Below are 14,974 nucleotides of genomic sequence, written 5' to 3'. Positions count from 1 at the left end.
CCAAGCGCGGCATCCCCGCCGGTCAGGCGGCGAAGGAGATGGTTCACGTGTCCGCTACGCCCGTGCTGGCGTTGCGCGGAGTCTCCAAGCGATTCGGTGCGGTGCAGGCCCTCACCGATGTCGAGCTGGAGGTCCACGCCGGAGAAGTGGTCGCCCTGGTCGGCGACAACGGCGCAGGAAAGTCCACCCTGGTCAAGACGATCGCCGGTGTGCACCCCATCGACGAGGGTGTCATCGAGTGGGAGGGCTCCCCGGTCAGCATCAACAAGCCGCACGACGCCCAGGGGCTCGGCGTGGCGACGGTCTACCAGGACCTCGCGCTGTGCGACAACCTCGACGTGGTCGCCAACCTGTACCTCGGGCGCGAACTGCTGCACCGCGGCGTGATCGACGAGGTCACGATGGAGCAGAAGGCCCGCGAGCTGCTGTCCACGCTCTCCATCCGCATCCCGAGCGTGCGCATCCCGATCGCGAGCCTCTCCGGTGGCCAGCGCCAGGTCGTCGCCATCGCGCGCGCCCTCATCGGCGACCCCAAGGTCGTCATCCTCGACGAGCCCACCGCCGCCCTCGGCGTCGAGCAGACCGCGCAGGTCCTCGACCTGGTCGAGCGGCTGCGCGAGCGCAACCTCGGCGTCATCCTCATCAGCCACAACATGGCCGACGTCAAGGCGGTGGCGGACACCGTCGCCGTGCTGCGCCTGGGCAAGAACAACGGATCCTTCCCGGTGAAGGACACCACCCACGAAGAGATCATCGCCGCGATCACCGGTGCCACGGACAACGCCGTGACCCGTCGTGCGGGGCGTCGCACCACGGAGGCGGCAAAGTGAGCGACACGTCCAAGACCGTGAAGCAGGATCCGGAGCCGGCCTCGCAGGAGACCGTCGCTCCCGCCGACGACCCGACCGCCGCGCCCGTCGCCGTCGTCGACCCGCGGCTGCTGATCCGCGAAGAGGGCCTCAAGGGCTACTGGACCGAGTTCAAGCGCAAGGTCAAGGGCGGTGAGATCGGCTCCCTGCCGGTCGTCCTCGGCCTGATCGTCATCTGGACCGTCTTCCAGCTCCAGAACGACCGGTTCCTCAGCGCCGAGAACCTGTCCAACATCAGCTTCTACCTCTCGGCCACCGGCATGCTCGCCATCGGACTGGTGTTCGTGCTGCTGCTCGGCGAGATCGACCTGTCGGTCGCCTCCGTCAGCGGTCTGGCCTCCACGCTCTTCGCCGTGTTCGTGGTCAACCACGACATGAACGCCTGGTTCAGCCTGCTGCTGACCATCCTCGTCGGCATCGGCGTGGGCACCCTGCACGGCTGGTTCTTCGCCAAGCTCGGCGTACCGGCCTTCGTCGTGACCCTGGCCGGCTTCCTCGGCTGGAACGGTCTGATGCTGTGGCTGCTGGGCTCGACCGGCACGATCAACATCCCGGACACCGGTCCGGTGCACCTGCTCGGGCAGCGGTCCTTCTTCATGGACCAGGCCATCATCGGCGCCTACCTGCTGGCCGCCCTCGGTGTCGTCTCCCTGCTCGCCGGCTCCCTCATCGAGCAGCGCCGGCGCAAGGCGGCGGGCGTGCCGCACCGCACCAACGCCGAGATCGCGCTGCGGGTCGGACTGCTCGCGGTGGCCGCGTTCGTCGCCGCGTACGTGCTGAACTCCTCCGCCGGTGTCTCCAACGCGCTGGTGATCTTCCTCGCCTGTCTGGTGATCGTCGACTTCGTCCTGCGCCGGACGCCCTTCGGCCGCAAGGTGTTCGCGGTCGGCGGCGGCATCGAGGCGGCGCGACGGGCGGGCATCAACGTGCCCATGATCCGGATCACCGTGTTCGCCATCGCCGGTGGCTTCGCGGCGGTCGGCGGCATGTTCTTCGCCGGCCAGACACAGAGCGCCTCGCTGACCTCCGGCGGCGGCAACACGCTGATGCTGGCCATCGCGGCCGCCGTCATCGGTGGTACGTCGCTGTTCGGCGGCCGGGGCACGGTGTGGTCCGCGCTGCTGGGCATGCTGGTGATCCAGTCGATCCAGACCGGTCTGGACCTGCTGAACATGAACACCTCGATCCAGTACATGATCACCGGTGCGGTGCTGCTGGGTGCCGTGGTCATCGACTCCGTCTCCCGCAAGAGCCAGAAGGCCGCCGGGCGCGCGTAGCGCCCGCGAGCGTCACCCTGTTGCCCGGTGCTCTCCAGCGCCGGGCAACAGTCTTGTCGTAGGAACGGCACATCTTGGGTACAGCCGATCGCGTGACGTATGACGCACCGCCCGGGCGCGGTCCGCACAGGCGGAACATTAGACTCGACAAGCCCGGCAACAGCTCGATCAGCTCTACTGCAAGGAGGCACGGGTGCCGCTGCTGACCCGCATCAGGGGACCGCGTGATCTGGACCGGCTCAGCCTGGAGCAGCTGGACCAGCTGGCCGAGGAGATCCGGACCTTCCTCGTCGACGCCGTCTCCAAGACCGGCGGCCACCTGGGCCCGAACCTCGGCGTGGTGGAGCTGACCATCGCACTGCACCGGGTGTTCGAGTCGCCCAAGGACAAGGTGCTGTGGGACACGGGCCACCAGTCCTACGTCCACAAGCTGCTCACCGGCCGGCAGGACTTCTCCAGGCTGAAGATGAAGGGCGGCCTGTCCGGCTACCCCTCGCAGGCGGAGTCCGAGCACGACGTCATCGAGAACAGCCACGCCTCCACGGTCCTCGGCTGGGCCGACGGCCTCGCCAAGGCCAACCAGGTCCTCGAACGCGAGGACCACGTGGTCGCCGTGATCGGTGACGGCGCCCTGACCGGCGGTATGGCCTGGGAGGCACTGAACAACATCGCCGACGCCAAGGACCGGCCGCTGGTCATCGTCGTCAACGACAACGAGCGGTCCTACGCGCCGACCATCGGCGGCCTCGCCAACCACCTCGCGACCCTGCGCACCACCGACGGCTACGAGCGCTTCCTGGCCCGGGGCAAGGACCTCCTGGAGCGCACTCCGGTCGTCGGCCGGCCCCTCTACGAGACCCTGCACGGCGCCAAGAAGGGCCTGAAGGACTTCATCGCGCCCCAGGGCATGTTCGAGGACCTCGGCCTGAAGTACGTCGGGCCCATCGACGGCCACGACATCGAGGCACTGGAGTCGGCGCTCGCCCGCGCCAAACGCTTCGGCGGGCCCGTGATCGTGCACTGCCTCACCGAGAAGGGCCGCGGCTACCAGCCCGCCCTCCAGGACGAGGCCGACCGCTTCCACGGCATCGGCCCCATCCACCCCGACACCGGACTCCCGGTCAAGGCCTCCGGCGCCGACTGGACCTCCGTCTTCGGCGAGGAGATGGTCAAGCTCGGCCAGGAGCGCGAGGACATCGTGGCGATCACCGCGGCGATGCTCCAGCCCGTCGGCCTGAAGAAGTTCGCCGACGCCTTCCCGGAGCGGATCTACGACGTCGGCATCGCCGAGCAGCACGGCGCCGTGTCGGCCGCGGGTCTCGCCCATGGTGGACTCCATCCTGTCTTCGCGGTGTACGCCACGTTCCTGAATCGTGCCTTCGACCAGGTGCTCATGGATGTCGCCCTCCACAAGTGCGGTGTGACGTTCGTACTGGACCGGGCCGGCGTCACCGGCACCGACGGCGCCTCCCACAACGGCATGTGGGACATGTCGATCCTCCAGGTCGTCCCCGGGCTGCGGCTGGCCGCCCCGCGCGACGCCGACCAGGTGCGGGCGCAGCTGCGGGAGGCCGTCGAGGTCAAGGACGCGCCGACCGTGGTCCGCTTCTCCAAGGGCGCCGTCGGTCCCGCCGTCGCCGCCGTGGGGCGCGTCGGCGGCATGGACGTCCTGCGCGAGCCGGGCACGGACACGCCCGACGTGCTCCTCGTCTCCGTGGGCGCCCTGGCTCCGATGTGCCTGGAGATCGCCTCCCTGCTCGACCGGCAGGGCATCTCCACCACCGTCGTGGACCCGCGCTGGGTCAAGCCCGTCGACGAGGCCATGGCCCCCCTCGCGGAGCGGCACCGCGTGGTCGTCACCGTCGAGGACAACTCCCGTGTCGGCGGCGTCGGTTCTTCGGTCGCGCAGGCCCTGCGGGACGCCGGCGTCGACATCCCGCTGCGGGACTTCGGCATCCCGCCGCGCTTCCTCGACCACGCCTCCCGCGCCGAGGTCATGGCGGAGATCGGGCTCACCGCGCCGGACATCGCCCGCCAGGTCACCGGCCTGGTCTCCAAGCTGGACGGCAAGTACGGCAGCGCGGCGGCCGAGGTGGACTCGGTGGAACCCGCGCGCGACTGACCGGCCGGACCGACCCGCCCGAGTGGGCCGCTCGTACCACCGCCAAGGGTGGTACGAGCGGCCCATTTGCGTGAATGCGGCCGCGCCGGGGCATACGACCTACGCCCCCTCTCGATCATGTCGAGGACGACAAGCGTGGGAGGTACCCGTGAGCAGCACCCTCTTCCGGACGAAGAAGGTCGAGCAGTCCATCCTCGATACCGAGGAGCCCGAGCACGCGCTCAAGAAATCCTTGTCCGCGCTGGATCTGACCGTCTTCGGCGTCGGCGTCATCATCGGCACCGGCATCTTCGTCCTGACCGGCACGGTGGCCAGGAACAACGCCGGCCCCGCCGTGGCCCTGGCCTTCGTCGTGGCCGGAGTCGTCTGCGCGCTCGCCGCGCTCTGCTACGCCGAGTTCGCCTCCACCGTCCCGGTGGCGGGATCGGCGTACACCTTCTCGTACGCCTCGCTCGGTGAACTGCCCGCCTGGATCATCGGCTGGGACCTGGTCCTGGAGTTCGCGCTCGGCACGGCGGTGGTGGCGGTCGGCTGGTCCGGCTACATCGCCTCGCTGATGGACAACGCCGGCTGGCATCTGCCGGAGGCGCTCAGCGGCCGGGACGGCGCCGACGGATTCGGCTTCGACATCCTCGCCGCCGCGCTGGTCCTGGTGCTCACCGGCATCCTGGTGCTCGGCACGAAGCTCTCCGCGCGGGTCACCTCCCTCGTCGTCGCCATCAAGGTGACCGTCGTTCTCGTCGTGATCATCGCGGGCGCCTTCTTCATCAAGAGCGACAACTACGACCCGTTCATCCCGAAGGCGCAGGACGTGCCGGCCGGCGACAGTCTCCAGTCGCCGCTCATCCAGCTGATGTTCGGCTGGGCACCCTCCAACTTCGGCGTGATGGGCATCTTCACGGCCGCCTCGGTCGTCTTCTTCGCCTTCATCGGCTTCGACGTCGTCGCCACGGCCGCCGAGGAGACCAGGAACCCCCAGCGGGACATGCCCCGCGGCATCCTCGGCTCGCTGCTCATCTGCACGACCCTCTACGTGGCCGTGTCGATCGTGGTGACCGGCATGCAGAAGTACACCGACCTGTCGATCACGGCCCCGCTCGCCGACGCGTTCAAGGCCACCGGGCATCCCTGGTTCGCGGGCTTCATCAGCTTCGGCGCCGCGGTCGGCCTCACCACGGTCTGCATGATCCTGCTCCTCGGCCAGACCCGCGTGTTCTTCGCCATGAGCCGCGACGGGCTGCTGCCGCGCTTCTTCTCCCACGTCCACCCGAAGTTCAAGACCCCGCACCGGCCGACCATCCTGCTCGGCGTCCTCATCGCGGTCGTCGCCGGCTTCACCCCGCTGAGCGAGCTCGCCGAACTGGTCAACATCGGCACGCTGTTCGCCTTCGTGGTCGTCGCGATCGGCGTGATCATCCTGCGCAAGTCCCGCCCCGACCTGCACCGTTCCTTCCGCACCCCGTGGGTACCGTTCATCCCGATCCTGTCGGTGGCCGCCTCCCTGTGGCTGATGCTCAACCTGCCCGCCGAGACCTGGCTCCGATTCGCCCTCTGGATGGCCCTCGGCTTCATCGTCTACTTCGTCTACGGCCGCTCCCACAGCCGCCTCGGCCGCGAGGCCGAAACCACGGTCGGCGAGGTCCTGAAGCCCCCGACCAACGGCGGCACGCAGTAACCCCCGCCCCAACCACCCATCCCGGCCCCGCGGCCCCGCTCCGGCGAAGCCCGCGGGGCCGTTTCGCTGCCGGGGTCTGCCCGGCGGCGCTTCGGGGCGTAAGCGGTCAGGACGGGTTCACTGTCCCGTGGGGCTCATGCGGCGGCGTCCGGCAGGACGCTCTCGTCGTCCGGGGACCGGACCGGCTGCCCCACGCGGCGGAGCCCGGGGCCGAGTCTCACCGGTCGCGGAGCAATCCGCCCTCGCCCGCCCCTCAATCCCAGCGAACCGTCAGGACGGTCTTACCGTTCGTGGGCCCGCCACCGCCGCTCCCAGCTCGCCGACGCGGTGGCGGAGTTCGCGGTCGGCCGTGACGACGAGTACGGGGCGTTCGCCCGCGCGGGCCACCAGGGCGACCATGTGGTCGTCCCCGCTCCCGGGCGCGTCCTCCACCCGGACACCCGGCACCGACTCCACTCCACGGGCCGCGCCCTCGACCACGAGGACGATCTCGACGGGGCCGGTATGCCCGGGGACGCCGTCCGCGGCGAGGCGGTCGCGCAGGCGTTCCGCGGCGCCCCGCCGGTCCCGCCACCAGCCGTCGGGCACCGACCCGACGACGTTGGCGGCGTCCACGATCACCAGCAGCGGCGCGTTCTCGTCCATGCGGCCAGGGTCCCACGCCCGACGCCGCCGGTTCTCAGAGCCGCTCACCCTTCTCGTCGAAGCTCGCGAAGTACGCCGCGACCATGTCCTCGTCGGCGTGCCCCTGCGCAGCAGCCCGCTCCAGGCGTTCCGCGCTCGCGGCGGCGACGTCGAGCCGGACGCCGTACCGCTCGCCGGCCCGGACGATGAGCCGGGCGTCCTTGGCGGCGGTGGAGACGGCGAACTGGGCGGGGGAGAGCCGGTCGTCGAGGACGAGCGCGGACTTGGCGCGCAGGTAGCCCATGTCGAGCGGCCCGCCGGAGATGAGGTCGAAGAAGGAGTTCGGGTCGACGTCGAGCGCCTTGGACAGCGCGAGGACCTCACCGGCCGCCGCCGTCGCGGCCAGCACCCAGCTGTTGGCCACCAGCTTCAGCCGGGTCGCACTGCCCGCCGCCCCGTCCTCGCCCGTCCACACCGTGCGCGCGCCGACCGCCTCGAAGACCGGCGTCACCGCGGCCCGCTCCCCGGAGGGCCCGGCGGCCAGCACCGTCAGCTGTCCGGCCTCGGCGGGCTGACGGGTGCCCAGCACCGGCGCGTCGAAGAAGACCAGGCCGTGCTCGCGGGCGAAGCCGGCCAGTTCCCCCACGGCGTCGACGCCCGCGGTCGTCGACTGCACCCAGGCGGCTCCCGGGCGCAGCGCGGGCGCGGCCTGCCGCATGACGTCCAGGGCGGCGGGTCCGTCGTAGAGCATGGTCAGCACGACGTCGGCGGCGCGGACCGCCTCGGCGGGGGAGTCGGTGACGGTGATGCCGTCGGCGGCGAGGGGCTCGGCCTTGTCGCGGGTGCGGTTCCAGGCGCGGACGGTGTGTCCGGAGCGGGCGAGGTTGCGGGCCATCGCGGCCCCCATGATCCCGGTCCCGAGGACGCTGACGGTGAGCTGGTCGGTCATGATCGGTGACTTCCTGTTCTCGTGAGGCGCCTGCCGTCGACCAGCCTGCCCGATCGACCGCGGCCGACGCGAAGGAGGCCCGACGCGATGGAGGCCCGACGCGAAGGCGGCCGAAGCGAACGCGGGCGCCGGGCCGAGGAGGCACAGGGCGGGGGCCGACACGCGGCGATTCATACCGTCCGCTTAAGGTGAACCGGTGAACGGCGACTGGCTCATACGCGGCCGAGACGGCCGGCTCAGTGTGTATCTGTCCACGGACGACGCCGTCCTGTGCCGGGCCGAGCACGGCCCCGGCGGCCCCTGGGACGCGGCCCGGACCGTCGGCGGCACCCAGAAACTGCATCCCGTGCTCGCGGTCGGCCAGGGCGTCGACGGCTACGCCCATCTGGTCTCCTGGCGGCCCACCACCGGCGGCGAGTCCGGCCTCGTGCACTCCACGCACTTCCGGCCCCGGCTCGCGGCCCTGGACTGGATGCCCATCGGGCACCCGGACAAGCGGGGCAAGCGCACCGGCACCCCCGCCGTAGCCGTCGACGCCCAGGGCCGCGCCCATGTCTTCGTCCGCAACACGGCCGGCGGGGTGAGCATGGTCGCCCAGAAGGAGAAGGGCGGCTGGGACCCCTGGCGCGACCTCAAGGGCGGGGACGTACAGGAGGAGTTGGCGGCCGTGACGGGGGAGTCCGGGCGCGTGGAGCTGTACGCGGCGGCGCCGGGCGGCATCCTGCACTGGCGGCAGGAGAAGCCGGGCGCGCAGCCGGTCCTGGAGGAGGCGATCGAGGCCGACGTCCGCCCCGGCACCCTGAGCGCGCTCGCCACCTCCCCGAAGAGCACCACCCTCTTCTACGCCGACGTCTCCGGCGACCTGTGCGTCTGGCGCCCCGGCGCCAAGCCGTCCGTCCTGCTCCCCTCCGCCGGTCCGGGCCCGGTCTCCGCCGTCCGCTGCGAACTCGACGGCCACGACTGCACCCTGATCGCCCAGCGCTCCGCGAGCGGCCGGGTCGCCTTCGCCGCGTACCCGACCGAGCAGGAGTCGGCGGGCGCCTGGTGGACCGCGTCCGGGCCGCAACTCCCCGTGGACGCCGAGGTGTCGCTCGCCGTCGACGAGGACGACCGAGTGGTCGCGGCGACGCTCTCCCCGTCGGGCGGGCAACTCCTCCTGACCCGCCGCAAGGACGAGCCGGGGCTGGCGCTGGAGGCATGGCGGCAGGTCTGAGACCTGAGCGGAACCCCCACACCGACCTGCGCGGAATCCTCACACCCTGCGGCGCACGGCGTTCCAGGGACCTGAGACACATGAGGTGCACAGAGGGTTGTATGCGCCCATGCGTGACAAGTGGCACTCAGGAAACTTTAAGAAGCTGTGGTTAAAAGGTGAAAATGCTTGCTAGCCTCCCTGCGTTTGTTCGAATTATCGGGAGACCGATGTAGCACCGGCACCCGGCGGACGCCGGAACGGGGTTGGGAATGTTGTCGTGAGCAGATCCTCCACGGTGGATCTTGTCGTTGTCGGACTCGGTTACGTGGGCCTCCCGCTGGCCCGTTCCGCCGCCGCCGCGGGCCTGAAGGTGGTGGGTCTCGACCGCAGCCGACGCGTGGTCGACGGACTCAACGCCGGCCGCTCGCACGTGGACGACATCACCGACGCCGAAGTCGCCGCCATGCTGGAGCAGGGCTTCGAGGCGGTCGACCGGGCCGAGGTCATCGCGGACGCCGCCGCGGTCGTCGTCTGCGTGCCGACCCCGCTCACCGACCACGGCGCCCCCGACCTCGGCGCGGTGCACGCGGCCGTCGACGACATCGCCGCCCACCTGCGCGCCGGCACGCTCGTCGTACTGGAGTCGACGACCTACCCGGGCACCACCGACGAGGTCGTCCGCCCCCGCCTGGAGGCCGGCGGACTGCGCGTCGGCACCGACTTCCACCTCGCCTTCTCCCCGGAGCGCATCGACCCGGGCAACCCCTCCTACGGCCTGGAGAACACCCCCAAGGTCGTCGGCGGCATCACCGCGGACTGCACCAAGGCCGCCCGCGCCCTCTACGAGCGGTTCGTGAACAAGGTCGTCGAGGCCAAGGGCACCCGCGAGGCCGAGATGGCCAAGCTGCTGGAGAACACCTACCGGCACGTCAACATCGCCCTCGTCAACGAGATGTCGATGTTCTGCCGCGAGATCGGCGTCGACCTCTGGGACGCCATCCGCTGCGCCTCCACCAAGCCCTTCGGCTTCGCGCCCTTCTACCCGGGCCCGGGCGTCGGCGGCCACTGCATCCCGATCGACCCCAACTACCTGTCGTACAAGGTGCGTTCGCTCGGCATCCCGTTCCGGTTCGTGGAGCTCGCGCAGGAGATCAACCAGCGCATGCCCGTGCATGTCGTCAACCGCGCGGCCGACCTCCTCAACGACCAGGGCAAGGCCGTCCGCGGCTCGCGGGTCCTGCTGCTCGGCGTGACCTACAAGCCGGACATCTCCGACCAGCGAGAGAGCCCGGCCCTGGCCGTCGCCGAGGCGCTGCTCGCGCGCGGCGCCGAGCTCGTCTACTTCGACCCGCGCGTCGAGGACTGGCGGGTCGGCGGCGCGAGCGTGGAGCGGGCCGACGACTACCTGGCCGCCGCCGGGGACGCCGACCTCACGATCCTGCTCCAGCCCCACCGCGAGATAGACCTGGACGTGCTCGCCGACCGCGCCCGCGCGCTCTTCGACACCCGCGGCAAGTCCGCCGACCACCCCCGGGTGGTCAAGCTGTGACTGCCGAAGATACGTACGTTCCCGGAGCCGTCGACTCCGGCGGCCGCCGCGCGCACCGCAAACGCCGGCACCTGAAGGTCTCGTACTTCGTCTTCCTCGGCCTCGCCGCACTCATCGCCACGCGGCTCGACGCCGGGTCCCTGCACCTGTACTCGATGGGCGCGATGGGCCTGCTGGCCCTGAAGATGTTCGGCGCCCTGTTCTACCGTCCGGCCAAGGCCGGGCGGGAGGAGCTGGAGTACCTGGAGAACGCCTGGGTCACCGCGGTCATCCCGATCTACAACGAGGACCCGGTGATGTTCGAGCAGGGCATGCGCAGCCTCCTCGCGCAGAGCCGCCTGCCCAACGAGATCCACATCATCGACGACGCCAGCGCCAACGACTCCGGCATCCGGGCCGCGAAGAAGATGCGCCGCGAGTTCGAGGCCAAGGGCGTCAAGTACACCGTCAGCGTGCAGCCCGAGAACAAGGGCAAGCGCGAGGCGCTGGCCCTCGGCTTCGAGGCGGCGCCGTACACGGACATCTTCCTGTGCGTGGACTCCGACACCGTGCTCTCCCGGGACACCGTCCGTGAGCTGCTGCTGCCGATGGCCGACGAGAAGATCATGGCCTCCACCGGCATGGTCCTCGCGCTCAACCACGACAGCAACATCTTCACCCGCCTCCAGGACCTGCGCTACGGCAACTCCTTCCTCTTCGAGCGGGCCGCCTACTCCCGCCTGAAGTCGGTCCTGTGCTGCTGCGGCGCGCTCTCCGCCTACCGCGGCACCCTGGTGCGCAAGTACCTGCCGGACTTCCTCAACCAGCAGTTCCTGGGCAAGCCGGCCGTCTTCGGCGACGACCGCCGGATGACCAACTACTGCCTGATGGAGGGCCAGGTCGTCTTCCAGGAGACCGCCGTCGGCTACACGGCCGTCCCCGAGAAGCTGCCGCACTTCCTGCGCCAGCAGGTCCGCTGGAACAAGTCCTTCTTCCGCGAGTCCCTGTGGGCCTTCCGCCACCAGAAGAAGTACCGCCCGGCGTTCTGGCTGACCTGCATGGAACTCGCCCTGTGGCTGGTCTTCGGCTCGGCGATGTTCTACTCGATGGTCATCCTGCCCATCATCAAGCCCGAGCAGTTCGTCAACCACATCGGCGACTACCTGGTCTTCATGGTCCTCATGGGCTACCTCCGCAACGTCCGCTACCTCGACTTCCCGCGCCGCGGCATGGGCTTCATCAAGCGGTTCGGCATGTTCCTGCTCGCGCCGATCTACGGCGTGATCCAGCTGACCCTGCTGACCCCGCTGCGCTTCTACGCCCTCTTCACCCTGCACAAGGGCAGTTGGGGCACCCGCCAGGGCGGCGTCGAGGTGTCGGTGGCCGGCGACCACGAGGCCGACGTGACGGAGATCTTCGAGGAAGAGGACCCGTACTCGGACAAGAAGGTCACCGAGACCCTCCAGCTGATGCGCCTCCAGGGCGTGGCCCTGCGCACCCGCCCCCGCCCGGCCGGCGGCATCCCCACCCAGCCGCAGCCGATCCCCGGCTACGACGAGCAGCAGCACGCGGGCGCCCCTCAGCAGCCCGTGTCCTGGGGGACCCCGGCCCCGGCCCCGGCCGGCCAGCAGCAGTGGCAGGGCGGCGGCCACCACGACCCCTACCGTCAGCAGGGCTACGACCCCCAGCACCAGGGCGGTTACCCCGACCCCTCCTGGCAGCAGGGCAACGGCCAGGGCCGCGGTCCGGGCTGGTAGCCACGAGAAGACACGCGTACACACGGGAAGAGGGGCGGCCCGACGGCCGCCCCTCTTCCCGTCGTTGATGGCCCTCAGGTGTAGGCGACCATCGCCTCCTCGACCGTGAGGACCGGGATACCGCGGTCCTTGATCGCCTTCATCAGCGTGGTCAGACCCGCCTTGCCGATCTCCGTGCTGGTCGCCGGAGTGCCCGCGACGACCTTGTGCAGACACAGGATGAGCCAGTCGCCGTTGTTCACACAGCGGTCGAGCCGGCCGCCCGCGCCCGTCACCTTCGTCAGCGCCGTCCCGCCGATCCCCGTACCGTCGTTGATGCCGGTCAGTGCCTTGAGGCGGTACGGCATCGCCGGGGCGAAGGACTCGATGGTCTCGGAGATGATCGACCGGGCCGTGGTGAAGTGCCGGCTCGCGATCAGGTCCACCGGCACACCGTCGGAGGTCTTCTGGAACGCACCGTGCGGGTACGCGAAGTGCTCGCTGCTGAAGCCGTTGCCCACCAGCCACTCGCGCAGCTTGCGGAAGTCGTCGTCCGCCTGCTCCGCGGTGAGCTTGGGATAGCTCGCGGTGTGGGTGGCGTTGGCGTAGGAGTGGCCGGCCATCTCCCAGCCGGAGAAGTTCTGCATCGACCGCATCTGATCGACCGTCAGGAAGCTGCCGGTGCCGATCGCGTCGGCGATGTTGTAGACCGTGCCCGAGTAGCCGAAGGAGTCCATCACCGGGCGGGCCAGGTCGTGGATCGACTTGTGGGAGTCGTCGAAGGTGATCGAGACGACACCCTTGGGGAAGACCGTGGTGGTGTCCGGTATCAGCTCCACGGCCTGGACCCGGTAGGTCACCGGCCCGCCCGCGTTGTCGTACACGGCGAACGACATGTCGGTGAAGCCCGTCTTGGTGGACGGGGCTCCGGCGGCCGAGATGGAGTACGTGCCGGCCGCGCTGGTGACGTCGGCCCACTGGAGGTGGACCGTCACCCACTCCCCGGACTGCACGTAGTTGGCGGCGGTCCCCGAGTGCGCGTGGAAGGTCCAGGCGAAGTGGTTCGCGAGGGATCCGCTGCCCAGGTAGAAGACCATCTTGGACAGGTTGGCCACGTCGTCGACCCGCAGCACCAGCCTGATCATCTTGCCCGTCAGGTTCTGTGCCGTCATCCCCGTCTTGCGGACGTAGGACTGCTTGCCGGTGCCGTTGGTGGTGACCCGCACCGACTGCGTCCCCCGGGCGAAGACGGTGGTGTCGTTCGCCTCGGCCGAGGCGGTGCCCGCACCTCCCGGGGTCCAGCCGTGGGCGGCCTGGAACTGCTGGGACCAGGTGGCCCGGCGGTACTTGGGGCGGCGCCCGGACGGGGCGTAGGCGGGCGGGGTGGTCAGACCGCCGATGGCCGCCTCGGCCTGGCCGGCCGCGGGCTGGGCGGACACGGTGTTGCCGAGCCACGCGGCGCCGCCGGCCAGCGCGACGCCACCGGTGCCGCCCATGAGCAGCGCGGCGCGCCTGCTGAACGGACGGGACCGGGCACGGTTGTGCTCCTTGCTCAACGGGTCTCCTGGACAGTGTCGAAATAGTTCAGACCGGCGCCGCTGTACTTCTCGACCGCGGCGTCGACCTCTTTCACGGACAGCACGTTGTTGGCGTCGTAGTACAACCAATCGACCTTCATGTCCCAGGCGCGGTCGCCCTTGAACGGCAGGTCGATGAACCAGTGGTTGAAGTTGATCGACATCCCCGAGCGCGGCGCGTACTTGCCGCTGCTGGAGAAGAGCTTCTCGCCGTCCATGCGGTAGGTGACCACGTCGTCCTTCACCGTGATCATCATGGTGTGCCAGCCGGCGAGGCTCTTGTTCGTGGTCTCGTAGACCCGGTCGTTGTCCTCGTGGTCGTACCAGGTCACCGTGTCGAGCTTCGGCCCGAGCCGTCCCCAACCGCCGTTCGGCAGGTACTCGTTGTCGAGTTCGCTGTACGTCTTCCCGCTGCCGCCGATGGTGTAGAAGGTCTGGTTGACGTGGTCGCCGCCCTCGCCGTCGGTCGGGTCGTCGCTGAAGTGGATGCGGGCGGCGTAGGTGCCGTCGCGGAACTCGCGGCTCTTGGTGCCGAGACTGGCCTGCCGGGTGCCGGACTTGGTGCCGTCGGTGGCGGCGCGCAGATTGAGCACCTCGCCGTCGCCGAGGGCGTCCTTCTCCCCGGGGAAGGTGACCCCGTCGGCCGACCAGGTGTCGTCGATGCCCGGACCGCCCTTGCTGGTGCGGACCAGCCAGCCGTGCTTGAAGAGCGCGGGGTCCTCGGCGTCGGCGTAGTGGAAGTTGTCGAACAGCACCCCGGACGGGACGGCCGGCAGGGGAGCGGGTGCGGCGGCCGCCTTGGCCGAGGCGTTCGTGCCGTCGCCGTTCGGCTCGTCACCCCAGACGAGGACACCCCGCTTGTAGGCGGTGACCGTCTTCGACTCCTTGTAGGTGGTCTTCTCGGCGTCGAAGGAGCGGTCGTCGGACTGCTTGAGCTCCTTGTGGTCGGCGCGGAACAGCTGGACGTCGATGCCCTTGCTGTTGCCGCCCGCCTTCAGGGTGCCCGCGTCCTCGGTGAACCGCAGCTCCAGATAGTGGTCGGCGTCCTCGGTGGGCTCGTCGAGCTTCGCGACGGTACCGGCGACGTTCGAGCAGCCGGCCACGGCCTGGACGCAGTTGAAGGCGTACGGCGAGTCCCCGTCCGCGGTGAAGTAGTACCGGAGCGTCAGATCGCTCAACGGCAGTGGCTTCCCGGAGTCGTTGAAGACCTCGAACGACGGCTTGGCCGCCGTGGCGGTGGCCGGGGTGTCGGTGCGGTACCGGACGGTGAGCTCGGGCGGGTCCGGATTCGCCTTCTTCCACAGGGGATACACGGCGGTGGCACCCGCGGCGACCACACAGATCACCAGCAGCAGTCGTATCTTGGGCCAGACCCGGCGTCGGGGCGTACGGCGGCGGGTTGACGCCACGAGGACTCCTTAC

General features: G+C 70.0%; 11 protein-coding genes. 7 read left to right on the top strand and 4 right to left on the bottom strand.

Annotated features, from left to right (window positions below; all coding sequences use genetic code 11):
- Positions 1–38: 38 nt before the first annotated feature.
- From K4B79_RS32865 to K4B79_RS32850, 4 genes are all read left to right on the top strand, one after another.
- On the top strand, positions 39–830 hold the full coding sequence (locus K4B79_RS32865; protein WP_232030962.1) for an ATP-binding cassette domain-containing protein: 792 nt from the start codon (positions 39–41) through the stop codon (positions 828–830).
- Complete coding sequence (locus K4B79_RS32860) at positions 827–2,146, top strand: sugar ABC transporter permease (protein WP_232030961.1); 1,320 nt, start codon at positions 827–829, stop codon at positions 2,144–2,146. The genes K4B79_RS32865 and K4B79_RS32860 overlap by 4 nt, the downstream gene beginning before the upstream one ends.
- Positions 2,147–2,339: 193 nt before the next feature.
- A complete protein-coding gene (gene dxs / locus K4B79_RS32855; protein WP_232030960.1) occupies positions 2,340–4,268 on the top strand; it encodes a 1-deoxy-D-xylulose-5-phosphate synthase in 1,929 nt (642 codons plus the stop codon).
- Positions 4,269–4,416: 148 nt separating this feature from the next.
- On the top strand, positions 4,417–5,943 hold the full coding sequence (locus K4B79_RS32850; protein WP_232030959.1) for an amino acid permease: 1,527 nt from the start codon (positions 4,417–4,419) through the stop codon (positions 5,941–5,943).
- Between the two features lie 270 nt (positions 5,944–6,213).
- On the opposite strand, the gene K4B79_RS32845 is transcribed toward K4B79_RS32850, so the two are convergent.
- A complete protein-coding gene (locus tag K4B79_RS32845; RefSeq protein ID WP_232030958.1) occupies positions 6,214–6,588 on the bottom strand; it encodes an NTP pyrophosphohydrolase in 375 nt (124 codons plus the stop codon).
- A gap of 34 nt (positions 6,589–6,622) precedes the next feature.
- The gene (locus K4B79_RS32840; protein ID WP_374208535.1) at positions 6,623–7,690 is read right to left on the bottom strand and encodes an NAD(P)-dependent oxidoreductase; all 1,068 of its coding nucleotides are present in this window, start codon (positions 7,688–7,690) and stop codon (positions 6,623–6,625) included.
- A gap of 22 nt (positions 7,691–7,712) precedes the next feature.
- Here K4B79_RS32840 and K4B79_RS32835 point away from each other — a divergent pair, with 22 nt between their 5' ends.
- The 3 genes from K4B79_RS32835 to K4B79_RS32825 all read left to right on the top strand — a co-directional run bounded on the left by K4B79_RS32835 (position 7,713) and on the right by K4B79_RS32825 (position 11,996).
- The gene (locus K4B79_RS32835) at positions 7,713–8,729 is read left to right on the top strand and encodes a hypothetical protein (protein WP_232030956.1); all 1,017 of its coding nucleotides are present in this window, start codon (positions 7,713–7,715) and stop codon (positions 8,727–8,729) included.
- 259 nt (positions 8,730–8,988) lie between these two features.
- Positions 8,989–10,260 carry a nucleotide sugar dehydrogenase gene (locus tag K4B79_RS32830; protein WP_232030955.1) on the top strand — a complete coding sequence of 424 codons (1,272 nt, stop codon included), beginning with the start codon at positions 8,989–8,991 and terminating at the stop codon, positions 10,258–10,260.
- A complete protein-coding gene (locus K4B79_RS32825) occupies positions 10,257–11,996 on the top strand; it encodes a glycosyltransferase (RefSeq protein ID WP_232030954.1) in 1,740 nt (579 codons plus the stop codon). Before K4B79_RS32830 ends, K4B79_RS32825 begins: the two co-directional genes overlap by 4 nt.
- 74 nt (positions 11,997–12,070) lie before the next feature.
- Here K4B79_RS32825 and K4B79_RS32820 read toward each other — a convergent pair whose 3' ends face one another.
- Together K4B79_RS32820 and K4B79_RS32815 are read right to left on the bottom strand one after the other, a co-directional pair.
- Complete coding sequence (locus K4B79_RS32820) at positions 12,071–13,531, bottom strand: polysaccharide deacetylase family protein (RefSeq protein ID WP_232030953.1); 1,461 nt, start codon at positions 13,529–13,531, stop codon at positions 12,071–12,073.
- Complete coding sequence (locus K4B79_RS32815; protein ID WP_232030952.1) at positions 13,528–14,961, bottom strand: cellulose binding domain-containing protein; 1,434 nt, start codon at positions 14,959–14,961, stop codon at positions 13,528–13,530. The genes K4B79_RS32820 and K4B79_RS32815 overlap by 4 nt, the downstream gene beginning before the upstream one ends.
- Positions 14,962–14,974: the final 13 nt, after the last annotated feature.

The sequence above is a fragment of the Streptomyces lincolnensis genome, assembly GCF_021173675.1.
Classification (GTDB): domain Bacteria; phylum Actinomycetota; class Actinomycetes; order Streptomycetales; family Streptomycetaceae; genus Streptomyces; species Streptomyces lincolnensis_B.
Note: the sequence above shows the minus strand (reverse complement) of the source record. Positions and strands in the feature narration are given on the sequence as shown.

What these genes read in the sequence shown, in the direction of transcription:
- K4B79_RS32845 (WP_232030958.1), bottom strand. Translation starts at nt 6,588, where the DNA reads ATGGACGAGAACGCGCCGCTGCTGGTGATCGTGGACGCCGCCAACGTC.
- K4B79_RS32865 (WP_232030962.1), top strand. Translation starts at nt 39, where the DNA reads ATGGTTCACGTGTCCGCTACGCCCGTGCTGGCGTTGCGCGGAGTCTCC.
- K4B79_RS32840 (WP_374208535.1), bottom strand. Translation starts at nt 7,690, where the DNA reads ATGAATCGCCGCGTGTCGGCCCCCGCCCTGTGCCTCCTCGGCCCGGCG.